This is a genomic window from Kribbella catacumbae DSM 19601 (assembly GCF_000372465.1).
Taxonomy (GTDB): Bacteria; Actinomycetota; Actinomycetes; order Propionibacteriales; family Kribbellaceae; genus Kribbella; species Kribbella catacumbae.
On sequence record NZ_AQUZ01000032.1, the window covers coordinates 69227 to 94028 of the forward strand.

The window sequence follows — 24802 nt, forward strand, 5'->3', positions numbered from 1 at the left end:
CCCCGCTCAGCCAGGCGGGCGCCACGGCCTTCGCCGGAGGTTTGTGAGTGGTGGCGGTCCGGGACCTCAGCCGTCTACCGCTGGGAGTGGAGCCCGGAGGCCGGTACTGCGGAGTTCCAGGTCGGCCAGCCGGGCGATGACGGCTGAATCGCCCTCGCGCCAAGCGGTGACCGGGTCGTCGGAGATCTTGGCGAGCCGGTGCATCGGCTGATTGGCCATCGCCCGGAGCGCGAACAGGTCGAGATCGGCGGCATCGTCGATGAACTTGCGCGCAGCCGTCGCCCGCCGGGAGAACCTGATCCTTCGCGGAAGCCAGATCAGCAGCGCGAAGAGCACCGGCAAACCGATCGTCACCCCGGCCAGCAGATAGGCCAACTGCTCGACGGCATGCGCCTGATCCCGACCCGCCTCAGCCATCCTCGCCGCCGCGTTGGCCGCTCCATCGATCGGCGCCCGCAGCTGATCGCCGACCGCGGGCACCTTTCCCACCGGCTCGGACATCTTGTGCAGATCAGCCGCCAGCCCGTCGCCGGCCTCGGCCGCCTTGCGCCCCGGGTAGCCGAGCGCGTTGGTGATCTTGAAGACGGTCAGACCGAGCGCGGTACAGAACGCGATCCACCCCAGCAACATCAAGTCCCCGAGAACCTGCCCGAACCGCTGCACACCCACATCGGAGTAGAGCTTCACACCGGTCATCTCCTCGATCGGTTCTCAACCCAGAGCAGGCTGACACTAGTACTGTCGCCGGATGATCGGGATCGAAACGGACGGCGTGTTCGACGGGGAGCGGTATTCCGGCGGCGGCGCGGTGGTCGTCGTCGACGGCGACCGGATCGTCAGCGTCGGACCGGCCGGTACTGCGCTGCCGCCCGGCTGCGAGCTGACCCGGTTCGAGGGCTGCACCGTGTTGCCGGGGCTGATCGACGCCCACGTGCACCTTTGCTGCGACAGCGGGCCGGGTGCGCTCGACCGGATCCCCGACTTCAGCGCGGCCGAACTGGACGACGTCATCGAGGAATCGCTGCGCAGGCAACTGGCCAGTGGCGTCACAACCGTACGGGACCTGGGTGACCGCGACTGGGCCGTCATCGACTGGCGAGCCCGGTACGCCGATGCCCTGCTGCCGACTGTTCTCGCGAGCGGGCCGCCGATCACCGTTCCGGAGGGCCACTGCTGGAACATGGGCGGTGCCGTGCTGGGCGTCGACGCGTTGCGCGAGGCTGTCGCCGAGCGCGCGGCACGTGGGGCGGACGTTGTGAAGATCATGGCCAGCGGTGGCGTCAACACGCCGGGCAGCGACCCGGCGTCCGTGCAGTTCAGTACCGAGGAACTCCTCGTGGTGGTTGAGGAATCCCATGCCCGCGGGCTGCCCGTCACGGCGCACGCGCACTCCCTCGACGCGATCCGCTTCGCCCTCGCCGCGGGAGTCGACGGAATCGAGCACTGCTCGTTCATCACAGCTTCCGGACTCGCCGTGGATGACACCGTGGTCGCCGACCTCGCCTCCACCGGTACTGCGATCTGCCCGACGCTTGGCGCGGTGCCCGGGGCGACGCCGCCTCCCGCAGTACTGGAGATGATGCGGAGGACCGGTTCCGACTACGAGACTCGCATCCAGTTGTTCGGCCACTTGCACGCAGCCGGCGTCCGTCTCATCTCTGGCTCGGACGCCGGGATCAACCCGGGCAAGGCACACGGCATCCTCCCCGAAGCAGTTATCGGCCTCGTCGAGGGCGGCGTCGCCCCAACCGCAGCCCTCACGACCGCCACGGCCCAAGCCGCCGCCACGCTCAACCTCCCGACCAAGGGCCGCCTCGCCCCAGGCTCCGACGCCGACCTCCTGGTCGTCCTGGGCGACCCCACCACCGACATCACCGCCCTCAGAACACCCCAGGCCGTTTACCTCCGCGGCAGCCGCATCTGAACTTTTCGTCGGTGGGGCTCGTTAAGGTGACGCTGTGGTTGAGATGTCGCTGGGACCGCTGGGATATCACCGGGCCGTGCTTTCGCAAGTACGCCGGGTGGACGAGCGCGCCTGGGCGGCTTTGCGGGACGGGGAGGCCCGGGATGCCGGGCTGAGTGACGCTCTGCTGCGGAACACCTATCGTTTGGCAGCGGAGAGTCACCCGGAGTTGCACGCGGCCGGGCGGCGGGCGGCTGAGGCGTTGGGGCTTCAGGCGGAGGTGGAGTTCTTCCAGGCACAAGGTGCTGGGCAGCCGAATGCTTCGCTGCTGCATCAAGGGGATCGGGCGGTGATCCTGTTCGAAGGGCCGCTGCTCGAGCGGCTGGATCCCGACGAGCTGACGGCGGTCTGCGGGCATGAGCTGGCGCATCGGGTGCTGTGGACTCTCGAGAACGGCGCCTATCTCGCGATCGACCGGTTGCTCGACGCGGCGGCGGGTGACGCGCGTACGCCGGCGCAGTACCTGGAGACGCATCGTCGATGGGTGATGGCGTGTGAGCTGTTCGCCGACCGCGGCGCACTCGTGGCTTGCGGAGACCTCGGTACTGCGGTGCGCGCGTTGCTGAAAGTCCAGACGGGCTTGGGTTCCGTCGACCCGGCGGCCTATCTCCGGCAGGCGGATGAGCTTGATCTGAGCGCGGGCAGCCGCGGGACGAGCCACCCCGAGGGAGTCGCGCGCGCCTGGGCCTTGCAGAACTGGCTGGCCGGCGAGGACGTCGAAGTACTGCTGACCGGGCCGCTCGATGTGGACGCGCCGGATCTGCTGGATGCCGGGTTGCTTCGCGAGCTGAGCATGGATTTCGCCGCGCATATCGCCCAGGCCGAAGGTTTGCGCGCGCACACGGTCGCCACCTACGCGGCCGGGTTCGCGGATCCGCCCGGGCCTCTCGGCGTACCGGGTGGTGCGGTGCCGCGGTTCGATGAGCCGCTGGCGATCCGTCCGGTTGATGGTGCTCCGATTCCACGGCCGCGGGCGTTGACGGCCGCGACCCGGCAGTACCTCTGCTATTTGCTGCTTGATCTCGCCACGGCCGATCCTGAGCTGGGCGACGACGCACTGATCGCCTCGATGTCGCTGGCTCGGAGGGCGGGGCTTTCGGAGTACGACGATCTGGCCGACGACGAGCTCGGCTGGAGCGATCAGCGCCGGGCCGAGCTGACGCAGGCGGTGACGCCATGAAGGATCTCGTCGCGCTGGCGGTCTCCCAGGGCGGGCTCGGCAATGACGCGTTGCTTGCGGCCGTGTTGCCGCTGTTCCACGCGACCGCGGAGGTGCATGAGCGTGGTCTCGTCGCACCGCTGCGTGGGCTCGACCGGATCACTGTGGACGACCGGACGCGACTCGGCTTCGCGGCGGAGGATGCCTCGCGGCCACTGCTGCAGCCCGCCGAAATCGCTGCCAGGGAAGGGCATCGAGCCGCCGCGGTCGAGGTCGTCGCCCACCGGCAAGTCGAGCTCGACCTCGGTGAGAGTGGCGGCACTGGTCGCCTGCAGGTAACCGAGCCGGTGCCTGAGGCAATCACTGCACCGGTGCTGGTGCCCGGTTGGCAGAGCTGGGAGCACGTGCTCGGCCACCATGACCCGCTGACCGACATCTTCAGCCTCGGCCAGCTCCTGATCGCTTTGGGCTGCGGGCTCGACCTGTCGCGCACCGAGGATGTCGCACGACTGATCGATGCCCGAGGCAACTTCTACACGTTGACCGGTTCGCTGCATCCGGTGATCGTCTCGGTGGCGGCACAGATGGCCGAGCCGGACCGCCATCACCGCGCGCAGGATCTGCGCTCGCTGATCGAGCAGCTGGAGAACTATCGCGACCAGCCGCTCGACTTCGATGTCGACGCGATCACCCGCGGCACGGCGGACCGGCGCGCCGCGGTGCTGAAAGCCTTGCGGGACAGGCTTTTCGACCTCTCCCGGCGCAACCGCCTGGTCAGCTTCCGGCACACGGCCCAGACGATCAACCTCACCGAGGTCTCCGTCCCGCTGATGCTCGACGTGCGCAACATCCGCGCGGAGCAGCTCTTCACCTGGAACGCCGATCTCGCCGCACGACTCGTCGACGGCAAACCCCAGCCCGTCGGCCGCTGGATCCGGTACGACGAAGCGCCGTACGCCGCGGCCGCGTTGGGCAAGCTGATCTCGACGGCCAGACGCGACCGCGCGGAGTACGGGCAGGATCAGTTGCGGTTGGTCCCGGCGTTCCTGCGCTGGCACGATCTGAAGAACGATCCGGCGACTCGGCTGACCTCTCCCCTGGTGCTCGTCAAGGTGGAGGTCGCGAAGAAGCGTGGGGTGCGCGACTCGTACACGCTGCGGATCACCGATCCGGTCGCCGAGATCAACCCGACACTGCGGCATCACCTACATCAGCTCTATGGGATCAACCTGCCGGACAAGGTGGATCTCACCGAGCCGGACGCGATCGGCGTACTGCACGAGCGGCTGCGGGCCGAGCTGCAGGCATCGGAGCCGGGGCTGCAACTGCATCTGCGGGAGAAGCCGCGCATCGATCTCGTCCGGCAGCGCGCGATGGTGAAGCTGCGCAACTACCGGCGACGGCAGCATGGCAACACGGCGAACGAGTTCGGCGGGCGGCACTACTCGTACTCCTACCGGCGGCCGGACTATCAGCCGCTCGGGGTGCAGATCTTCCGCAATCAGCTTGCTGTGCAGGAGTTGCCGCTGAGTGTGGTGTTCGGCGAGCCGCGACGGCCTTCGGCGATCGAGACCGACACCTATGTGCTGGAGGCCGGCGACGACGGCAGTCCGTACTCGTGGGACGTCGATCTGTGCGCGGTCGCACTGGCGAACTTCAACTACCGGACACTCGGGCTGGTCCGCGACTACGACGAACTGCTGGAGACTGGGCGATCGTGCCCGTCGTTCGACCAGTTGTTCTCGGATCGGCCGCGGCCTTTGGTGAGCGAGCCTGCGGAGCTGCCGACGGCAGCGCGGCATCTGGTGGTGCCGGCGGACGGGTCGCAGGTCGCGGCCGTGGCTCGGGCTCAGCGCGGCGAGAGTTTCGTGATCCAGGGACCGCCGGGGACGGGCAAGTCGCAGACGATCACCAACATGATCGCGGACTTCGTGGCCCGCGGTCAGCGGGTGCTGTTCGTCTGCCAGAAACGCGCGGCGCTCGACGTCGTCCATGCACGGCTGGTGAGTCGGCGGCTCGATGGGCTGTGCACGCTGATCCATGATTCGCAGGCGGACAAGAAGGCGTTCGTGCACGGGTTGCGCGACACCTATGAGACTTGGCTCGCGGCCTCGGACGATCTCGAAGGCGTGACCGTACGCCGTGACGCGCTGGTGGCGCGGGTGGATCGGTTGCTGGCGACCGTCGGTGAGTTCGAGACGCAACTGGCCGGTGAATCGCCTTCGCTGCGGACTGTCGTGAACACGTTGGCCGAGTTGCGCGAGCATGAGTGGGGTTCGGCGCTGGAGCCGTTGCAGCGAAGGCTGATCCCGTCACCGGGCGATTGGTGGGCGGCGCGGGAGGTCGTCGGCGAGCTGGCGTCGGGGTTGGCCGCTGCGGATCCGGGCAGTGGCGGAGTACTGGCTCGAAGTCCGCTGAGTCTGGTCGCGCCTGCGGTCTGGTCTGCGCCGGGTGCTGATGCTGAGATCCCTGTTATCGCTGCCGATGCGCGCGATGGGTGGACGGCTGTTGCTGACGCTCTCGCCGCGACCGGTCTGACGGCGCCCGATGGGTGGGACGGCGTTGGTGTGCGGGTTGTGCGGCGGTTGGGTGAACTCGGGGTGGTGATGTTGCCGCTGGTTGAGCGCGGCAAGGGCGAGGTGCTCGAGAGCGGGTCGCCGCTGGCCCGGGAGCTGCGCAGTGTGGCGGGCGAGCACGAGGCGCTGCTGGCGGCTGAACGCGCCGCTTGGTCGGAGGCTGCGGGGTGGACGGAGCCGCTGGGTGTTGCTGATGCGCGGGCCGCGCTGACTGTTGCCCAGAGCAAGGAAGGTGGCGTGCTCTCCTTCCTGTCCGGCGACTGGCGCCGGGTGAAGTCGCTGATCCGCGAGCGCTTTGATGCATCCGGGCGAGCCGTGCGCCCGTCGGTGACCGAAGTGCTCACCACCCTGGTCGCCGCCCACGACGCGACCGCGGCCGTCGGCTCCCACGCCGAGAAGTCACTACGCGACTGGGGCACAGAAAACCCAGCCGAACTAACCCAACAACTCCAACACCTAAGCCAAGACCCAACCCTCACCCCATGGCTGACCGCCCTAACACCTACCACCCACTCTCCGAGGGACGCGCCCACCGCGCCTTCGTCGGCCGACGCACCTTCCCCTCCGGGCGAGGCACCCGCCACCCCCTTCGCTCTTCCTTCGGCTGCAGCGCCTGCTGGTGTGGGGGTTGTGGAGGGTCTTGCGCGGGTTGATGAGGTGTTGAAGCAAGCTGACGGGGTTACCGGCGGCTTTCTGGTTGAGGAGTACGCGGAGCGGACGTTGGGTGGGGTGCGGGAGATTGTCGACGTACTGGCTTCGCCTGGGTTGGTGCCGGTGGTTCAGCGGCTGATCTCCGTGATGCGGCGGTTGGGTGAGGCGCCGGCGACGGTGCAGACCGCAGTACGGGCGTTGGAGGCGACACCCGAGCAGTTGGAGTATGCGGTTTGCGCCCTCCACTGGGAGCGGGCGCGGTCGGCGACGCCGCTGCTCACCGAGGTGACGTCAGCGCGACTCGACTCGATCGTCGGCGAGCTGAGCCTCGTGTACGACGAGCTGACCACGGTCAACGCCGACGTGGTGGTGGCCGGAGTACGGCGGCGATTCCTGGCGGAGCTCGCGCATTCCGAGGCGAGCGCGACCGGGATGTCGGCGGTGGATCGCGCGCGGAAGAAGAACTTCAGTACCGGGCGTCGCGAGCTGGAGCACGAGTTCGGCAAGGTGATGCGCTACAAGTCGATCCGCGATCTCGCCTCCGGCGCACCCGGCGAGGTCGTCTCGCTACTGCGCCCGGTCTGGCTGATGAGCCCGTCGTCGGTCTCGGACACGTTGCCGCTCGACACCTCCTTCGACGTGGTGATCTACGACGAAGCGAGCCAGATCCCCATCGAGGAAGCGATTCCCGCGCTGCACCGAGCGCCGCAGGTGATCGTCGTCGGCGACCAGATGCAGTTGCCACCCACGCAGTACTTCCGCGTCACCACCCCGGCCGCCGACCCGGACGACGAGGCCGAGCAGATCGGCGTCGCGTTGTCGGACGACAGCTTCCTGGCCATCAGCGCGCTGCGACTCGCTTCGACCATGCTGACCTGGCACTACCGCAGCCGTTCCGAGGCGTTGATCTCGTTCAGCAACGCGGCTTTCTACCAGGGCAAGCTGGCCACGATCCCCGATCGTCTGCCCGCTCATCCCGCACCACCGTGGACCGTGCGCGCCGGCGACGACCTGACTTCGCGCGGGGGCACCCAGGTCGCAGAGGTGGCCGACGGGATGCTGGCGGGCAGCATCACAGCGGTACGGGTGGTCGACGGCGTCTACGTACGGCGTACCAATCCGGCGGAGGCCAGCTGGATCGCGGGGCTGGTCCGCGAGTTGCTGGCGCGCGAGACCGGCAAGAGTCTCGGGGTCGTGGCTTTCTCGGAGGCACAGCAGGGCGAGATCGAGCGGGCACTCGACGAGCTCGCCGAGGCGGATCCGGAGTTCGGCGCGCGGTACGAGGCCGAGCAGGTGCGCACCCGGGACGAGCAGGACGCCGGGCTGTTCGTGAAGAACCTGGAGAACGTGCAGGGCGACGAACGCGACATCGTCATCATGAGCGTCTGCTACGCGGCCGGCGCCGACGGGCGGATGATGATGAACTTCGGCCCGATCAACACCTCCGGCGGCGAGAAGCGGCTGAACGTCATCTTCAGCCGCGCCCGCCAGCACATGGTGATCGTCAGCAGCATCGAACCGGAAGCAATCACCAACACCTACAACGACGGCGCCAACACCCTGCGCCGCTTCCTCACCTACGCCAACGCGGTCTCCCAAGCGAACCCGGAAGCCGTTCACGCGGCCCTCGCGCAATACCCGGCCCACCACACCAACGGCGGCTACCGACCGCGGCATCTCCCCCACGGCAGCGACACAACGGGTGCGCTGAGGTCTGCGGTGGTTGAGCAATTGGCGGAGCGGCTTCGGGAGCAGGGGGTTGTGGTGGAGACGGCCGTTGGCGAGTCGGTCTTCCTGTGCGACCTGGCGTTGCGCCGGCCGGACGACGAAGGGCACCGGCTCGCAGTACTGGTCGACACACCTGAGCGAATCGCTGCCGACTCACTCCTTGAGCGCCTGACCACACACCCACGCGCCCTATCCACCGGCGGCTGGCGAACCCACCACGTCCTGACCGGCGACTGGACCAGCAACCCAGCCGCAGTAGTAGCCCGCCTACTAGACACCCTCAATCGCCCTACCGACTAACACTGGCGAAGCGTTGGGTGTGAGTTAGAGGGAGGTGCGAAGGGTCCAGAGGAGGGGGTAGTAGCGGAGCTCCAAGCGGCTGCGGAGGTAGCCGGCGCCGGATGAGCCGCCGGTGCCGGGCTTGGTGCCGATCATTCGCTCGACCATCACCACGTGCCGTGCGCGCCAGGCAGCCGCGAGCTCGTCGTGCTGGACCAGCGCCTCGGCCAGTTCCCAGATCTCCGCATAGCTGCCGCGATCGCTGGCCACGGTTTGCAGCGCCTTGCGGAGGTCGTCCTCGTCGGCGGTCGAGAAGCCTGCCTGCTCGAGTACCACCAGGAAGGCGTCCCAGAGCGTCGGCTCAGCGAGACGCTGCTCGAGCCGGGCCTTCTCGGCATCGCTCAGACCCCGGAAGCGCTTCACGAACGACGGATCCTTGGCGCCGGACAGGAACTCGATCTCCCGGAACTGCACCGACTGGAACCCACTCGCCGGCGACAACCGGTGCCGGAACTCGCCGAAGTCCTGCGGCGTCATCGTCTCGAGGATGTCGACCTGCTGGGTCAGCGTCCGCTCAATCGTGTGCACCCGCCGGAGCAGATGCTGCGCCAGCCAGAGCTGCCCCGACAGCATCGCATCCCGCGACGCCGTCATCTCGTGCAGCACCTGCTTGAACCACAGCTCGTAGACCTGGTGGATCGTGATGAACAGCAGCTCGTCATGCGCCGGCGGATCAGACTCCAGCCGCTGCTGATCGAGCAACTCCCCCAGCCGCAGATAGCTGCCATAGGTGAGGCGGCCACCCTCCTCACCGAAGTGCACATCAACCCCATCCCACCGGCCGGTCACCGCTTCACCACTGGGCTGGATCCCGCTCGTCTCACTCACGGCCCGAGGATAACCGCGATCACAACCGGTAACGTCGACTACACAACGTGTCAGTCGGAGAAGCCCACATCCACCAGTACTGCGTCCAGCCAGATCTTCTTGATGCCTGTTGCGGAGGTCAGCTGGTTCCAGGGGGTGGGTGAGCCTTGGCTGCTGAGGGTCAGTGCGTCGCCGTTGAGGGACGTGTAGGTGTGCTCGAGGCGGACCCCATCGATCGACCGCACCTGCGTTTTCGCCGTGGGCTCGTGCGCTTGGTAGGCCACGATGATCGCGAGGCCGTCCTCGTTCTGCCGCCTGTACTCCGGTCGGGCCAGCAGCGTGATGTCGAACAGCCGCGGATCAAGAGCACCGCTGGTGATGAGAGCAGACGCGTCAGCCGGTACGACGTACAGGTGCTCGCCGGAGCGACGGACGGTCAAGCCGATGCGCTCGCGGCCGGTGGCTGGCCGGATTGCGAGCAGTGAGCCGTTCGCGTCGACTGCGACCTGGTCGCCGGTGATCAAGCTGATCCAGTCCGGCCGTGGCTCGGCAGCCGAGCTGGAAGCCGCAGCGATGAGACTCACCGCGAGGGCCACGACCGCGCCGAACACCGCCGAGCTGCGAGTGCGCAACGTATCGACCTTCCTGTCCATGACCCGGTGCGGAGATCCTCCCGCGACCCTATGAAGGCGATGTCAGAAACTTGTCAGGAAGCCGTCGCGATGCCGTCCGTCAGCCTGCCGATGCCAGCAGCAACAGCAGCACCGGCAGCACCGGGAGCAGCAAGGTGTGACCCTCGGCGCTGTCGCTCGTTGGGTGATCGGTGGAGGCTTGCACCGATCCGAGGAGCTGAAGTGATCGACATCCAGACCCTGCCTGACCGCAGGACCGTCACTCCCGCCGAGGTCGAAGCAGCGCTGCTGGACGGTTACGCGGCTTTCGTCCGGCTCGCCTACCTGATCTTGCCGCCTTCGCTCGGGCGCCATCGGCGCGTCCTCGCCGCGCACGGAGTCGTTCAGCACTCACTTCCCGACCGCCGCCGGCTGGAGCGGCAGTTGGCCGGCGAGAGCGACGCCAGTGGCTTCCTCCGCCGCCGCGTCGTCCAGGACGCCATAAAACAAGCCGATTCCCGTACTCCGCTGCGGTTGCTGCCGCAGGCCTGGGGACGTCGGCTGTTCCCCCAATCGGAGGCCGTCGACGACCTCGCGTTGCGCAGACTCACTCCCGACGCCCGGGCAGCATGGGCGTTGGTGCGGGCCGAGCGGCTGTCGGTGGATGACGCGGAACAGCAGTTGCGGGCCATGGGCATCCAGCACTCGCAAGCCGCGATCAACGAGGCCGCGTTGACCGACGAGGGCGCTGGCGACGGTTCGCGGGCCGACTCGGTGTTCGACCCGTGCGCGATGCGCTTGGCGCCGACAGACCTCATGCGCCGCAAGGCCCGCGGCCGAGCCGTGGCCATTACCGTCACCGCTGTGCTGTCCGTAGCGATCCTGATCTCCTTGATCGCCACGGCAAGGTAGGTACTAGGATCCGGCCGGCGAGGCAAGCAGTCCGCCCCGGATCCAGCGATCGAAGTCCGACGGCGTCACGTTGCTGCCGCACAGAATCGTCGCGACGGTTTTGCCGTCGAACCGCCCTCCACCCTCCAGGATCGAAGCGACTCCCAGCGCCGCGGCTGGTTCGACCACCAGGCCCGCGTGCAGGTAGAGAAGGCGCATCGCTTCGACGATGCCGTCTTCGGTGACCAGCACCGCGTCGTCCACGACCGCCGAGAGATCGTCGAGCACCTCCGGGATGACAGAGCGGCCCGCAACGCCATCGGCGATGGTGGCCGGAATCCCGACCTCAACCGGCCGTCCCGCGCGCAATGCCAGCGTCATCGCCGGTGCCTTCTCGGGCTGGACGCAGATGATCTCGACGTCCTTGCGCAGATTCTTCAGCGCGAAGCCCACACCCGACGCCATCGCGCCGGCGCCCAACGAGATCAGTACCGAATCGAGTGCACCGGGCAACTCCGAGAGCTCGACCCCGATCGTCGCCGCTCCCTCACAAGTACCGAGGTCCTTGCTGTCCTCGACCAGGAACGCGCCAGTCTCGGCGGCAATCCGCGCAGCGGTTTCGAGAGCTTCTTCGATTTCCCCGTCGACCAGGACCACGGTGGCGCCGAGCGCCTTCATCCGCTCGAGCTTCAGCGAGTTGGCGGCCGACGAGGCGACCACCGTGACTCCGATTCGACGGAGCCGGCCGCCGAATGCGAGCGCCTGGCCGAGATTCCCCGCGCTGGCGCAGACGACGGCGTCCGCGGTCCCGCTTGCTTGCAGCCGGGTGAGGACGGTCTCGGTTCCCCGGCCTTTGAACGAGCGGGTGGGGTTGAGGGTTTCCACCTTCAGGATGACGCGGCATCCCAGGGCCTCGCTCAGGGGCTCACATTCGTACTGCGGTGTGCCCAGGAAGATCGGACTGATCTGGGTACGCGCGAGCAGGATTCTCGCCAGGTCCAATCGCACCGCAACCTCCAGCGTCGTTTCATCAGCTGAGTGGACACACCAAACTACAAACTGCGGAGGTCTTGGGAGCAAACCGCCCTAGCCTGGTCTCATGACCACGGACTGGCGGACTATCGGCGGCGGTGCGAGTGCCTGGTTTGAGGTGCCGTCGCTGACGGCGGGGGCGGCGCTGATCGAGCGGATCGCGGACTTGATGGACGGCGACGATCTGCCGGCGCTGGAGCTGCGCGCCAGCGGGGTGCGCGTGCGGATCAGCATGGCCGACGTGGAGCTGGCTCGCGCGATTTCGGCGGCGGCTCAGGAACTCGGGCTGACGGCGAATCCGGCGGCGCTGCAGATCGTCCAGTTGGCGATCGATGCGGCTGACAAGACATCGGTGGTGTCGTTCTGGCAGACCGCGCTCGCCTATAAGCCGGTCGGGGACGGCAGTCTCGTGGATCCGTTGCGCCGGGATCCGGCCATCTCGTTTCACCGCCAGGATCAGCCACGGCCACAGCGCAACCGGATCCACGTCGACGTCGCCCGGGTCCCCGAAGCGGTGGAGGCGGTCAAGGCGGCGCTCGGCCAGGCGGCGTACGGCGTCTATCAGCTCACCCTCGCCGACGCCGACGGAAACGAGATCGACCTCGTTCCCGGCAGTGAACTCTCGAAGGAGACCTACGACTGGCATGCGCTCTTCGGCGCAATGACCTTCTACCCGACTACCTCCCCTGCGCAGGCGGTCGAGCTCACCACCTCCGTTGCCGGTCTGGCTGACGACGCGGGCCTGCCGCTGCTGGTGGATCTGCGGCCGGACGGCGTCACGATCGACAGCGGGAAGGACCAGTGGGAGGACGAGGAGGGTGCGGCCGAGCCCGGCTTCGTCGACCTGGCCGGCCGGATCCAGACCGCGGCGTACGACCTAGGCCTCGCCGCTGACCCGACGCGCTTGCGCTTCGTCCAGTTCGGCATCGACGCGGTTGATGTTCCCGCGGTACGGGCGTTCTGGACGACCGCGCTCGGCTATCAGCACGACCCGCGCCCGCATGCGTCCGACATCTACGATCCGCGCCGCCTCAATCCGGTCATCATCTTCCAGCAGCTGGACGCAGCCGAGGAGGACCGGCGCCGGCAGCGCAACCGCATCCACCTCGACCTCCTCGTCCCGTCAGACCAGGTCCAGCCCCGCATCGACGCAGCCGTCGCCGCCGGCGGACGAGTCGTCACCGGCACCACCCTCACCGACCCAGAGGGCAACGAGCTGACCATCACCACCAACAGCTAAAGCCGCAGCCTGACCAGCTCTTTCAGATCACCTGGCGTATTGACGGGCTCACACAGAGCGCCTTACCTTCCCTGAAAGCGCTCTCTTCCTTCCGCCCCAGGGAGAACTCATGATCGTTGGAATCGTTTCCGTCGCCGTCCTGACCACTTTGTCCATTCCGGCCGGAGCTCCACCACCGGCTCCCCCGTCCACTCCGGCGGTGACCATGTCGACCCAAGCGACCATCTGCAACAAGTACTGCGACGCCCGCGACCCCGCACTGTCGCCAGGCGACCGGTCACCGGTCTCGGCCGCGGTCTTCGGCCGCACGCTACGGCTGCATTTCGACGATGCCGACGCGATGGGCTGGGCCTCGATCGAGAACGGCAATCCCGGCGACGAGGTCTGGCTCGACCGTTCGATGGACGGCGGCCGCAGCTGGGCATCCGGCAGCCGGCTCGGCAACACCGGCGTACCGGCCGGGCAGCGTGGCTGGCGCACGCTGATGTTCAACGTCGACGACTGGAACAACCACGGCGTCGGCGCCCTCCGCGCCTGCGGCAAAGCCGGCGACCGCCCCGACATCGCCTGTACTCCGTGGGCACGGACCACCTGGAACGCAGGCGACCGGCGTACGGCGGCTGCCACTGCGCAGATGCAGTTCTACAACTACTCGACCGGGCTGTTCGACACCACCGGCTGGTGGAACTCGGCCAACGCGCTCAACGCGATCATCGACAACGCCCGGGTGACAGGGATGGGGAGCTATCGGTACGCGATCGCGCGCACCTACGATCTCAACCTCAACGCCCAGCAGGGACAGTTCCGCAACGACTACATCGACGACACCGGCTGGTGGGGTCTCGCGTGGATCGCCGCCTACGACCTGACCGGCGAAACGCGGTACCTGCAGACCGCGAGAGCCGATGCCGACCACATGGCAGCGTACTGGGACAACACCTGCGGTGGCGGCGTTTGGTGGAGTCAGGCCAAGACGTACAAGAACGCGATCTCCAACTCGCTCTACATCCAGCTGAGCGCGGCGCTGCACAACCGGATCGCGGGCGACACGACGTACTTGCAGCGGGCACAGAACGGCTGGGCGTGGTTCCAGCAGACTGGGATGATCAACAGCTCGCACCTGGTGAACGACGGGATCAACCTGTCGACCTGCAAGAACAACGGAGACGTTGCCTGGAGCTACAACCAGGGTGTGTTGCTCGGGGCACTCACCGAGTTGTCGCGTGCCACCGGCAACAGTTCGTATCTCACCACCGCCCGCCAGATCGCCGACGCCGCCACGACCTCGTCCGGTTTGAACACCGCCGACGGCATCCTGCGTGAGCCCTGCGAGGGAGGGGACTGCGGCGGCGACGGGCCGTCGTTCAAGGGCGCACACGTCCGCGGCCTCGGCAAACTGAACGCGGCTTTGTCCGACCGTCCCTACACGACCTACCTGCGCAAGCAGGCCGACCGCGCGTTCGCCGCCGACCGGACAGCAATGGACCAGTACGGCCTGCGCTGGTACGGCCCGATCGACAAACTCGACGCGGCCCGCCAGCACAGCGCCCTCGACCTCCTCAACGCGACGCCCTAAAGCTCAACCAGGCAGCCGCAGCCATCCGAGGACGTCGTCGCCCGGCTCCCACGCCACTTTGGGCACCGGCTAGTCGCTCTACTCGCAAGTACGTGCTCAGCCGGTGCCCAAAGTGGGGGGTGGGTCAGGCTTTGCCGACGAGGATCCACATGTAGTCGTGGTTCTTGACCGGGAAGGTGGCGGTTTTGTTGCTGACCTCTTTGGTCTTCTTGCAGTCCGAGGTGGTGTAGCGCCAGCGAACGACCTGAACCCGCCAGGACTGCTTCAGCTGGTGCAACCGCCGGACCTTCCCCGCCGGCACTTCCGCCGTGTACGACCAGCTGTCCGAAACCGAGTGCGACTTGCCGACGGTCTTGGAGTACTTGTTCTGGATCTCGCCGATCACCACGTTGATGCTGACCCCGAGATCCCCACTCCAGGAGGAGTTCGACTCCGACGTAGCGGTCTTCGAGTAGGTGATCCGGCCGGGGCCCTCCATCCAGTCGGAGTACAGGTTGGTCCCGACATAGACCTCCTTGCCACCGCGGACGTACCAGTTGATCTCCTTGGTGTTGCACTTCTTGGCAGCCTCAGGCGCCGCCTCCGCCTGGAGCGGAACCACTCCCGGCGCCACCAACCCTGCGATCCCCGCCACCACACTCACCAGCCGACGCATACCGCCTCCTACCTAGAAGCCATCCCTATTGGTAGGAAACTTACGAAGCCTAGCCACTCCACAACAATCATTTTCAGATCACACTGTGTCACGAATCTGTTTCAGGAAGACGGTCCGGCTGGTGACCGAGCGGTAATGCCATGATGTGCGGCATGGAGCTGAAGATGTCGGCGTCTTATGACGCCACCCCTGAGGAAGTCTTCGCGATCGTCACCGACGCCACCTTCCGCGAGCAGGCCTGCGAGAAGACCAAGGCGCTGTCGTACGACGTCAAGGTCAGCGAGTCCGGCGGCGACACCGTCGTCCGGGTGCAGCGGGAGATGCCGTCGGACGACGTACCGGATATCGCTCGCAAGTTCGTCGGGGGGACGCTGACCGTCGTCCAGACCGAGACCTGGCACCCGGCCGCCGCGGACGGGTCGCGGAAGGCCGACGTGAAGGGCGAGATCACCAACACCCCGGTCACCCTCAAGGGCACCGCCAGCATCACCGTGACCGGCGGCGAGACCGTCCAGGCGATCGAGCTCGACGTGAAGGTCTCGGTCCCGCTGATCGGCAAGAAGATCGAGCCGTTCGTGGTCGACGCGATCCGCTCCGGCCTGCAGAAGGAGCACGACCTCGGCCGCGACTGGCACAACGGCACCAACTGACCGCCTCGCACTACCGTGTCGCTGACCCGGTGAACCCACCTCCGATGGCAACCTGAAAAGGACTATCGGAGGTGGGTTTCTGATGCGTACCCGACGCCGCACACCGATCGACGACACCTGGTACTGCGTCCTGTGCGAGGACGTCATGCCTTTCGAGCAGGTCCGGACCAGGGATCACCCCGCGACCGACCCCGCCGACGAGTGGATCTGTGTCGCCTGCGGATCCGCGGTGCTGATCGGCCCGGCCGCCGCCCAGCACCGCATCGCCTGAAGACCTACACCGCCTGCGGACCTACACCGGCGGGCCGAAGCCGCACAGCACCCGGGACGCATGCGCCGGGTCGAGCGCGTTCGCGACCAACTGCGCGACAGTCGGGTCGAACGCGAGCCCGACATGCCCGACCGGGTCGAGCGGGCAGGTGTCCTGGACGAACTGGTTCTTCACCCCGGACTCTCGGATGAACGACGTCTCGTGCGGCGTCACCAGAGCATCGAACCTCGACGCGATCACCGTGTACTTCACGCCCGGCTGGGCGATCGGGCCGGTCGTCAGTCGTGCCACCGCGGGACCACCGACGATGATCTCCTCGCAGGCCGGGCAGCCGAACTCCCGGAGTACCTGGTCGACCAGCGGGCGCAGGCCGAGGTAGTCGCCGACGCTCACCAGACCACCGAACGTCGTACCGTGCGTGGGCGGCGCGAGCGCGATCACCTTGCCGACCTTGCCGGCGTACCCGCGGATCTTCGGCCCGTAGATGCTCTGGAAGCCGCCTTCGGAGTGACCGACGATGTCGACCTTCGCGGCCCCCGTGCTCTGCCGGACCTGGTCGACGAACGCCTCGATCTGGGCCGACGACTGGACGATGGAGACCGTGCCGCCGACCGGGATGAGCGGCGTGGCCTGGCCGTAGGTGAGCGTGAAGGCGCAGTACCCCTTCGCCGCGAGGTACGGACCGAGGTACGAGTAGTTGCCCGGGCCGTTGCCGCCCAGACCGTGCAGCAGGACGAGCGGGTTCGGATGCGCGGCCGAGGGCTTGCAGGACCAGTTGTCGAAGCCGGAGCTGGGCGGCGCGGCCTGCGCCGAGGCGGTGACGGAGGTGGCGAGCAGTGCAGCGGCCACCAGTGCTGCTGCGGTTCGCCGGAGGACATTTCTCATGACGGCTCCCGAGGGGCTGTGTCGTTCGGTGACGACGGGATGACCGACAGTGGAGCACGTCTGCGAGTTAGGAACAAGAGCTCGTGTTCATAACTCGCACACTGGTTACCAACCCGCCACCCGGGGTAACGTCCACGCCATGGGGCGAGTGATCAGAGGTCTGACCGGCGAGCAGCGCAAGGCGGAGCGCCGGGAGCAGTTGCTGGACGCCGCACTCGACCTGATCGCGGCCAACGGGTATCTGGGCACGTCGATCGAGCAGATCTGCACGACGGCATACGTCGGTACGAAGAGCTTCTACGAGGTGTTCGACAGCCGCGAGGACTGCTACGTCGCGCTGCTCCAGCGCACCTCGGAACGCCTGATGGCCGCAATGATGGCCGTCGCGGCACGGGCCGAGGGCAACGAACGCCAGGCGGTCCCGGGCATCATCGCGGCCTTCGCGCACGCCCTGCTGGACGATCCGCGGGTCGCCAAGGTCACCTTCGGCCAGGCCGGCGGCATCTCCAAAACGGTCGAGCGGCAACGGCGTACCAACCGGCGCTGGGCAGCCGGCTTCCTGGAGCAGATCTGGGACCGGTACGACGCGGCGCCCGACTCCGCCGAGGAGCTGGAGCGGGACGAGCCGGACCGGCGGGCGCGGCACGCGATCGCGATCGGGCTGGTCGGCGGGCTGTTCGACCTGATCGCCGACTGGCTGCTGGACGCCGACGCCGAGGCCCCCGATCAGGTGGAGACCCTGATCGAGGACCTGACTTCGTTCTACATCACCGTCCGGCGAGGACTGTCGGCCTGATCAGCCCTGGTGCGGGTAGCGGTAGTCGGTCGGCGGGGCGAAGGTCTCCTTCATCGAGCGCGGGCTGGCCCAGCGGATCAGGTTCCACATCGAGCCGGCCTTGTCGTTCGTGCCGCTCGCGCGGGCGCCGCCGAACGGCTGCTGGCCGACGACCGCGCCGGTCGGCTTGTCGTTCACGTAGAAGTTGCCCGCGGCGAAACGCAGGTAGTCGGCCGCCTCCGCGACCGCAGTACGGTCCTGCGCGATGACCGCACCAGTCAGCCCGTATGGCGCGGCGCTCTCCATCTGCTGCAACACCTTGGTGTAGTCGCCGTCCTCGTAGACGTGCACGCCGAGGATCGGGCCGAAGTACTCGGTGCTGAAGATCTCGTCGGTCGGGTCGTCCGAGACGAGCAGGGTCGGCCGGACGAAGTACCCCTCGGAGTCGTCATAGGTGCCACCGGCAAGGACCTCGATCGTGCCGGACTGCTGGGCCCGGTCCAGCGCCGCCTTGTGCTTGGCGAAGGCGCGGTCGTCGATCACGGCGCCGATGAAGTTCGTCAGGTCGGAGACGTCGCCCATCGTCAGCGAGTCGGTCTCGGCGGCGATGTCGTCGCGGATCTTGTTCCACACGCTGCGCGGGACGTACGAGCGGCTCGCGGCGGAGCACTTCTGGCCCTGATACTCGAAGGCGCCGCGGACCATCGCGGTCCTCAGTACGGCGGGGTCGGCCGACGGGTGGGCGAGGATGAAGTCCTTGCCACCGGTCTCACCGACCAGCCGCGGGTAGGTCTTGTACGACGCGATGTTGGCGCCGACCGTCGACCACAGGCTCTGGAAGGTCTTGGTCGAGCCGGTGAAGTGGATGCCGGCCAGGTCGGGGTGGGTCAGCGCGGACTTGCTGACGTCGATGCCGTCGCCGGTGACCAGGTTGATCACACCGGCCGGCAGCCCAGCGGCCTCGAACAGCCGCATCGTCCAGTGCGCCGCGAACTGCTGTGTCGGGGACGGCTTCCAGACCACGGTGTTGCCCATCAGCGCGGGCGCGGTCGGCAGGTTGCCGGCGATCGCGGTGAAGTTGAACGGGGTGATCGCGTAGACGAACCCCTCGAGCGGGCGGTAGTCGACCCGGTTCCAGATCCCCGGCGAGGAGATCGGCTGGTCGTTGATGATGTTGCGCGCGAACGCGACGTTGAAGCGGAGGAAGTCGATCAGCTCGCAGGCGGCGTCGATCTCGGCCTGCTGGGCCGTCTTGGACTGGCCGAGCATGGTCGCGGCGTTCAGGGTGTCGCGCCACGGGCCGGCCAGCAGGTCGGCGGCCTTGAGGAAGACGGCGGCGCGGTCGTCGAACGACAGCGAGCGCCAGCCCGGGGCGGCCGCGAGGGCGGCGTCCACGGCGGCCTTGCCGTCCGCCTCGGTCGCGTTGCCGAGGGTGCCGAGCACGTGCGCGTGCTTGTGCGGCTGGACCACCTGGAACCGCGCACCGCCGCCGAGCTTCTGCTCGCCGCCGATCGTGCAGGTCAGGTCGATCGCACCGGCCGCGTTGAACTCCTTGAGTTTCGCCTCCAGACTGCCCCGCTCGGGCGAGCCGGGCGCATACCCACGGACTGTCTCGTTGATCGGAGTGGGTACAGCGGTGACGGCATCCATGGTGTGTGGTGCTCCTCGGTCGGCTGGACTGGTTCTCAGCGGCACGGTGCGCCCGATCGGGGCCTGCCGCGACACGCTCGCGCCTTCATGTTGCCATGTCCAACCCCAGACCACGAACCTGACAGGTCCAGTCCCCCAACAGCCCCACCAAAACACGAGGAGGGCTAACTCCAGAACGCGAGGGGTTCAAACTCCAACACACGAGGAGATTGAGCTCCAAGGCGCGAGCGGTCTCGGCGGGGCACGATCCTGGGATTCGCCGTCACCGGGACGGCGATGGATCGGCCGCGCCGAGCCTCCACTGCCAGGTCAGGCGGTCTTCTTCGCGGCGGTCTTCTTTGCTGGGGCCTTCTTGGCGACCGCCTTCTTGGCCGGGGCTTTCTTGGCCGCCTTCTTGGCGGGGGTGGCGTCGCCTTGGCCTCCGCCGCCGGAGCCGCCAGCGGCGCGGCGGGCCTTGGCGGCTTCGACGGAGGCGCGGAGTGCGGCGACCAGGTCGACGACCTCGGCGCCTTCAGTCTCCTCTTCCTCCGCCTCAGGCAGCGGTACGCCGGCTGCCTTCGCCTCGACGACCTGCTCCAGCGCGTGCCGGTACTCGTCGTGGTACTGGTCCGGGTCGAACTCGCCGCGCAGGGTGTCGATGTACGACTCGGCCATCGCCTTCTCCTGCTTGCGGATCTCCACGTCCTCGTCCGGTGCGGCGAAGGCTGAGTCGCGGACCTCGTCCGGCCAGAGCATCACCTGCAGCACGAGCACGTTGTCGTGGGTTCGCAGCAGGCCGAGGCTTTCCCGCGACCGCAGCGCGACCTTCACGAGCGCATACAGCTCGGAGCCTTCGAGCGCGTCCCGGAGCAGCACGTACGGCTTCGCGCCCGGGCCCCCGTCGGCGGCCAGGTAGTACGACTTGCCCAGGTAGAGCGGGTCGACCTGGTCGGCCGGCACGAACTCCAGGACGTCGATGACCTTCTTGCTCGACAGTGGCAGGTCGGCGAAGTCCTCCGGCTCGAGGATCACCATCCGGCCGTCGGCCATCTCGTAGCCCTTGCCGATATCGGAGTACGGGACCTCCTCGCCGCACTCGGAGCAGACCCGCTTGTACCGGATCCGGCCGCCGTCGGCGACATGGACCTGACGGAAGGAGATGTCCTTCTCCTCCGTCGCCGAGAACACCTTGATCGGGATCGTCACCATCCCGAACGAGATGGCGCCCTTCCAGATCGCCTGCATCGCCATCAGCTCCCTGTCAGCTCGTCGCCCGGCCGGCCGGGCAGTCCTCCACGCGGCCTCTCCGCCGCGAGGACGTCCGGGATCTCCTGTGTCGCGTACCACAACAGGTCTTCACCTTCGCACGAGTCGAGGGCGAAGACAGCGTCCTCGTGGGCGGGATTCGCGGTGTCACCCTGCGCCACCTCCCAGAGCTCCGCGGCCTGGCGGACCACCTCGACGGCGTCGTCACCGTCCAGATGCACCGCCGCGACCGCTGTCCACGGGATCACCACATGCAGCTCCAGCCGCGCGTCTCCCAGCTGGACGCTGCCGTCTGCCGGCGGGACCGCTGCAACCTCGCAGGCGACTACGACCCGCTTCCTGGGCGCCTTCGGGTCGGCCGCGAGCAGCCCGATCGATGCCCGGGCCGCCTGCGCCAACGCGGCGTACTCGAGCTCCTCGTCGTCGCTGGCCGCGAACCACTCGCGCAGCGCCGGCGTCACGGCGTACGCGAGCTGGGGCGCCGGTCCGAACTCCCCCGTGTGACAGGCGGCGTCGAGCAGGGGGATGGTGGATGGGATATAGACCCTCATGAACCCGCCTTCTTCGGACTGCGAGGTTTTTTCCGGCCGCGCGAGGCACGGCTGCGGCTCCCCTTGGTGGTGTCCAGCAGCTCGTCCAGCGCATCCGTGACGCATTGGGCGAAGACGGCCAGGTCGGGCATCGCGGTTCGGTCCGCGTTCAGCCCGAAGGACACCTTGCCGTCGTACGACGTGACGCCGACCGACAGCCCCTGACCCGGCATCAACGGCACCACCGGGTACGACGCGAGCATCGGCGCACCCTGGGCGTAGAGCGGGAACTGTGGACCCGGCACGTTCGTGATCACCACGTCGTCGATCGGCCGCACCGTCGCGGTCGCGACCCGGGCCGCGAGCGCATGCAGCGTGGTCGGCGCGAACCCGGCGATCCCGACCAGTGAGCGGGCGCTGACGGCTCGCCCGGTGTCCTTGTGCACCTTCGTCTGGTACGAGATCTGGTGCAGCCGCATGACTGGCGAGTTCTCCCCGACGGGCAGGTTCACCGTCGAGGCGATCACCCGCGAGCCGAGCGAGGTCGGCTCCTCGTCATCGTCATCCCGGATGCTGACCGGTACGACGGCTCGCACGCCGCGGGTCGGACTGACCGACTCGCCACGGGTCATCATCCAGGCCCGCAGTGCCCCGGCGACGACGGCCAGGATCACGTCGTTCACCGTGCCGCCGTGCATCGCCCGGACCGCTCGGTAGTCCTCCAGGTCCGTCTGGACGGTGGTGAACCGGCGCTGGCCGGACGTCTTGACGTGCAGCGAGCTCTCCTGGACGTGCCGCTGAGCGACCACCGACCCGACCACGTCGCCGAGCACCTCACGCACGGACGTCGAGCCGGTCAGGCTGGCCATCTCGGCCCGCGCCAGCTCCAGTACTGCAGTCGGATGGCGGGTGGCGTCCGCGAACACGCCCGCGAGCAACTCCAGCGCCGACGGCGGGTGTGCGGCCTGCCAGGTGTCGGTGGGGGTGTCCCGCGGATGCGCGGTGGCGTCCAGGACGACCTGCCCGATGTCGACCGTGCTGTTGCCGTCGACAAGCGCTTGGTGGGACTTCGCGATGATCGCGAACCGGTCGCCCTGCAGGCCCTCGACCAGGTACATCTCCCACAGCGGCCTGGCCCGGTCGAGCCGGCGGGACATGATCCGGGCGACCAGCTCCAGCAACTGGGCATGCGTGCCAGGCCGCGGCAGCGCGGACCGGCGTACATGGAAGGTGATGTCGAAATCCTCGTCGTCGACCCAGATCGGGCCCGCGAACCGGCCCGGGATCTGCTGGATCCGCTGCCGGTACCGCGGGACGAAGGCGATCCGGTCCCGGATCAGCGCGACCAGACTCTCGTAGTCGAACCCGTCGTCCCCGTGCACCGGTGGCTCGAAGATGTCCACGGTGCCGACATGCATCGGCGTGGCCGGACTCTCGGCCTTCAGGAAGGTCAGGTCCAGCGACGTCAGCCGGTCCGGCATCCGGGCCCTCCTTCGCTGTCGTGGTTCGTGTTCAGTCACCCTAACCGGGTCTACCGACAGTCGGCTGCGACACTGGCTGTCGACGACGGACGTGGCTGTCAGCGATCGTGACACGACTGATGGTGCATAGCGGGAACACTGACGCCTGCACGTTCGTCAGGCAAGAGGGCGTGTCCCACGTCCTGCTCGTGTCAGCGACCTTTGAAAGGCCCCTCGTCTCATGCGTTCGACGTTCTCCCGCGGTACCGCGCTCGCGCTCCTGCCCGCTCTCGGCATGCTGGTCCTGGCCGGCTGCGGCGACGACTCCGGCACCGGCGCCACCCCGTCGACCGCACCCTCCTCCGCGCCGACGCCGACGCCGACCGAGACGCCGAGTGGCACCCCGGGCAGTACGCCGAACACGAAGTCGCCGTCGAACACCGCGGACCCGTCCGGCGAACAGGCCGACGTGACCGTCGACGTCACCGTTGCCAACGGCAAGGTCAACCCGAGCGGCTCCAGCATCAAGGTGAAGGCCGGCCAGACCGTGCTGATCACCGCGGTCAGCGACGCCGAGGACCAGCTGCACGTCCACGGCTACGACAAGGAGCTCGAGCTGAAACCGGGCAAGCCCGTCTCGGTGAAGTTCACCGCGAACATGAAGGGCACCTTCGAGGTCGAGACACACGAGAGCGGCAAACTGGTCGCCAAGCTCGTCGTTTCCTGACGCTCGCCGTGATGTCACTTCTTCTGCCGCTGCACGGGATCGGCGGCCGGCAGGACCTGCCCGTCCCGTTCGCCCTGGCCGTCGGCGGCGCCGGCCTCGCGATCGCACTCTCCTTCGTCATCCTCGGCCTGGCCTGGCGCAATCCGAAGTACCGGGGTAACGCCTCTGGCAAGCCGTTGCCGGACGCAATCACCCGGATGGTCGACTCGGCCGGCTTCCGCTGGTTCGTCCGGCTGGTCGGGCTGGCGATCTTCCTGTACACGATGGTGGCGCTGCTGTTCGGCGTCGACCGGCTGACGAACCCGATCTTCGGGTTCATCTACATCCTGGTGTGGGTCGGCCTGGTACCGATCTCGCTGCTCCTCGGCCCGGTCTGGCGCACGCTGAACCCGCTGCGCACGGTGCATCTGCTGCTCAGCAAGGCACTGCGTCAGCCGCCCTCGCAAGGCGTGCTCACGCTGCCGAAGTGGCTGGGCCTGTGGCCGGCCGCGCTCGGCATCTTCGCCTTCACCTGGCTGGAGCTGGTCGCGCCCGACCGCGCCACGCTGCCGGTACTGCAGGCGTGGCTCGCGCTGTACGTCGTGATCATGCTGATCGGCGCGGTCCTGTTCGGCGACCGCTGGTTCTCGACCGCCGACCCGTTCGAGGTCTACGCCACGCTGATGGCGCGACTGTCGCCCTGGGGCCGGCGCGACGACGGCAGGCTGGTGCTCCGCCGGCCGCTGGAGAACCTGGACGGGCTGAAGGCGCAACCAGGACTGGTCGGCATGGTCGCGGCGCTGCTCGGCTCAACGGCGTACGACGGCTTCTCGAACTCGACGGCCTGGATCGGCTGGGCCCAGAACTCCGACTACTCGATGACCATGCTCGGAACCCTCGCGCTACTCGCCTTCATCCTCTTCGTGCTGGTGACGTACTCGAGCGCGACATTGCTGGCGGGGCGGCTGTCCGAGAGCTCCCGTACTGCGCTTCCTGGGTTGTTCGCGCATTCCGTCGTACCCATCGCCTTCGGGTACGTCGTCGCGCACTACCTGACGCTGCTCATCCTGGAGGGCCAGCGGACCCTGATCTACCTGAGTGACCCGCTGTCGAACGGCGCCAACATCTTCGGCACCGGCCTCCTCGGCCTGAACACCGGAATCACCAACCACAGCACGACAATCTCCGTGATCCAGGTCCTGGCAGTCGTCTCCGGCCACCTGATGGGCGTCATCTCCGCCCACGACCGAGCCGTAGCCCTCTTCCCGCGCAACAAGGCCCTCGCCGGCCAACTCCCGCTGCTGGTCGTCATGGTCGGCTACACCGTCGGCGGACTTTTGCTGCTGTTCTCCGACTAGTACTGCGTCCTTCCCAGGCGCGCTCCGGACCGCCATCACACACC

Annotated in this window: 21 protein-coding genes; 11 read left to right on the plus strand and 10 right to left on the minus strand. The window is 67.8% G+C overall.

The features are described 5' to 3' along the window. Positions 1-66: 66 nt before the first annotated feature. On the minus strand, positions 67-696 hold the full coding sequence (locus A3ES_RS0128635) for a hypothetical protein (protein ID WP_020390281.1): 630 nt from the start codon (positions 694-696) through the stop codon (positions 67-69). 52 nt (positions 697-748) lie between these two features. On the opposite strand from A3ES_RS0128635, the gene A3ES_RS0128640 reads away from it, so the two are divergent. The 3 genes from A3ES_RS0128640 to A3ES_RS48780 are packed head-to-tail and all read left to right on the plus strand — an operon-like array spanning position 749 to position 8377. Further along, entirely contained in the window at positions 749-1924 is a 1176-nt protein-coding gene (locus A3ES_RS0128640; RefSeq protein WP_020390282.1) for an amidohydrolase family protein, read from the plus strand. A gap of 43 nt (positions 1925-1967) precedes the next feature. Beyond that, a complete protein-coding gene (locus A3ES_RS0128645; RefSeq protein ID WP_026163289.1) occupies positions 1968-3143 on the plus strand; it encodes a M48 family metalloprotease in 1176 nt (391 codons plus the stop codon). Next, the gene (locus A3ES_RS48780; protein WP_020390284.1) at positions 3140-8377 is read left to right on the plus strand and encodes an AAA domain-containing protein; all 5238 of its coding nucleotides are present in this window, start codon (positions 3140-3142) and stop codon (positions 8375-8377) included. Before A3ES_RS0128645 ends, A3ES_RS48780 begins: the two co-directional genes overlap by 4 nt. Before the next feature lie 24 nt (positions 8378-8401). Here the strand turns inward: A3ES_RS48780 and A3ES_RS0128655 are convergent, their stop codons facing one another. Continuing rightward, positions 8402-9244 (minus strand): tryptophan 2,3-dioxygenase, encoded by an 843-nt coding sequence (locus A3ES_RS0128655; protein WP_237745080.1) that lies wholly within the window; start codon positions 9242-9244, stop codon positions 8402-8404. Positions 9245-9294: 50 nt separating this feature from the next. Next, positions 9295-9876, minus strand: coding sequence for a hypothetical protein (locus tag A3ES_RS0128660; RefSeq protein WP_020390286.1), 582 nt, complete (start codon positions 9874-9876; stop codon positions 9295-9297). A gap of 201 nt (positions 9877-10077) precedes the next feature. Between A3ES_RS0128660 and A3ES_RS0128670 the strand changes: the two genes are divergently transcribed. Continuing rightward, on the plus strand, positions 10078-10746 hold the full coding sequence (locus tag A3ES_RS0128670) for a hypothetical protein (RefSeq protein ID WP_020390288.1): 669 nt from the start codon (positions 10078-10080) through the stop codon (positions 10744-10746). Positions 10747-10749: 3 nt separating this feature from the next. Here A3ES_RS0128670 and A3ES_RS0128675 read toward each other — a convergent pair whose 3' ends face one another. Then, positions 10750-11733 carry a threonine ammonia-lyase gene (locus tag A3ES_RS0128675; RefSeq protein ID WP_020390289.1) on the minus strand — a complete coding sequence of 328 codons (984 nt, stop codon included), beginning with the start codon at positions 11731-11733 and terminating at the stop codon, positions 10750-10752. A gap of 91 nt (positions 11734-11824) precedes the next feature. Here A3ES_RS0128675 and A3ES_RS0128680 point away from each other — a divergent pair, with 91 nt between their 5' ends. Together A3ES_RS0128680 and A3ES_RS0128685 are read left to right on the plus strand one after the other, a co-directional pair. Further along, the gene (locus A3ES_RS0128680) at positions 11825-12997 is read left to right on the plus strand and encodes a VOC family protein (RefSeq protein ID WP_020390290.1); all 1173 of its coding nucleotides are present in this window, start codon (positions 11825-11827) and stop codon (positions 12995-12997) included. Positions 12998-13106: 109 nt separating this feature from the next. Next, on the plus strand, positions 13107-14573 hold the full coding sequence (locus tag A3ES_RS0128685; protein ID WP_083933758.1) for a glycoside hydrolase family 76 protein: 1467 nt from the start codon (positions 13107-13109) through the stop codon (positions 14571-14573). A 124-nt stretch (positions 14574-14697) separates the two neighbouring features. Here the strand turns inward: A3ES_RS0128685 and A3ES_RS0128690 are convergent, their stop codons facing one another. Continuing rightward, positions 14698-15228 (minus strand): hypothetical protein, encoded by a 531-nt coding sequence (locus A3ES_RS0128690; protein WP_020390292.1) that lies wholly within the window; start codon positions 15226-15228, stop codon positions 14698-14700. Positions 15229-15380: 152 nt separating this feature from the next. Between A3ES_RS0128690 and A3ES_RS0128695 the strand changes: the two genes are divergently transcribed. Together A3ES_RS0128695 and A3ES_RS0128700 are read left to right on the plus strand one after the other, a co-directional pair. Next, positions 15381-15878 carry a DUF2505 domain-containing protein gene (locus A3ES_RS0128695; RefSeq protein ID WP_020390293.1) on the plus strand — a complete coding sequence of 166 codons (498 nt, stop codon included), beginning with the start codon at positions 15381-15383 and terminating at the stop codon, positions 15876-15878. An 82-nt stretch (positions 15879-15960) separates the two neighbouring features. After that, positions 15961-16149: a hypothetical protein gene (locus tag A3ES_RS0128700; RefSeq protein ID WP_020390294.1), complete on the plus strand. Its 189-nt coding sequence runs from the start codon at positions 15961-15963 to the stop codon at positions 16147-16149. A 21-nt stretch (positions 16150-16170) separates the two neighbouring features. Here A3ES_RS0128700 and A3ES_RS0128705 read toward each other — a convergent pair whose 3' ends face one another. Then, positions 16171-17034, minus strand: coding sequence for an alpha/beta fold hydrolase (locus A3ES_RS0128705; RefSeq protein ID WP_026163292.1), 864 nt, complete (start codon positions 17032-17034; stop codon positions 16171-16173). A 139-nt stretch (positions 17035-17173) separates the two neighbouring features. Here A3ES_RS0128705 and A3ES_RS0128710 point away from each other — a divergent pair, with 139 nt between their 5' ends. Further along, positions 17174-17830 (plus strand): TetR/AcrR family transcriptional regulator, encoded by a 657-nt coding sequence (locus A3ES_RS0128710; RefSeq protein ID WP_020390296.1) that lies wholly within the window; start codon positions 17174-17176, stop codon positions 17828-17830. Here the strand turns inward: A3ES_RS0128710 and pruA are convergent, their stop codons facing one another. The 4 genes from pruA to A3ES_RS0128730 all read right to left on the minus strand — a co-directional run bounded on the left by pruA (position 17831) and on the right by A3ES_RS0128730 (position 22715). Beyond that, on the minus strand, positions 17831-19459 hold the full coding sequence (pruA, locus tag A3ES_RS0128715) for an L-glutamate gamma-semialdehyde dehydrogenase (RefSeq protein ID WP_020390297.1): 1629 nt from the start codon (positions 19457-19459) through the stop codon (positions 17831-17833). It abuts the gene before it with no gap. Positions 19460-19768: 309 nt separating this feature from the next. Beyond that, positions 19769-20683 (minus strand): non-homologous end joining protein Ku, encoded by a 915-nt coding sequence (gene ku / locus A3ES_RS0128720; protein WP_026163293.1) that lies wholly within the window; start codon positions 20681-20683, stop codon positions 19769-19771. Positions 20684-20688: 5 nt separating this feature from the next. Further along, the gene (locus tag A3ES_RS0128725) at positions 20689-21255 is read right to left on the minus strand and encodes a DUF6912 family protein (protein WP_020390299.1); all 567 of its coding nucleotides are present in this window, start codon (positions 21253-21255) and stop codon (positions 20689-20691) included. Then, complete coding sequence (locus A3ES_RS0128730) at positions 21252-22715, minus strand: WS/DGAT/MGAT family O-acyltransferase (protein ID WP_020390300.1); 1464 nt, start codon at positions 22713-22715, stop codon at positions 21252-21254. The genes A3ES_RS0128725 and A3ES_RS0128730 overlap by 4 nt, the downstream gene beginning before the upstream one ends. A 220-nt stretch (positions 22716-22935) precedes the next feature. Here A3ES_RS0128730 and A3ES_RS0128735 point away from each other — a divergent pair, with 220 nt between their 5' ends. Both A3ES_RS0128735 and A3ES_RS0128740 read left to right on the plus strand, forming a co-directional pair. Then, the gene (locus A3ES_RS0128735; RefSeq protein ID WP_020390301.1) at positions 22936-23421 is read left to right on the plus strand and encodes a cupredoxin domain-containing protein; all 486 of its coding nucleotides are present in this window, start codon (positions 22936-22938) and stop codon (positions 23419-23421) included. A gap of 11 nt (positions 23422-23432) precedes the next feature. Continuing rightward, complete coding sequence (locus tag A3ES_RS0128740; RefSeq protein ID WP_020390302.1) at positions 23433-24758, plus strand: hypothetical protein; 1326 nt, start codon at positions 23433-23435, stop codon at positions 24756-24758. The last annotated feature ends 44 nt before the right edge of the window (positions 24759-24802 follow it).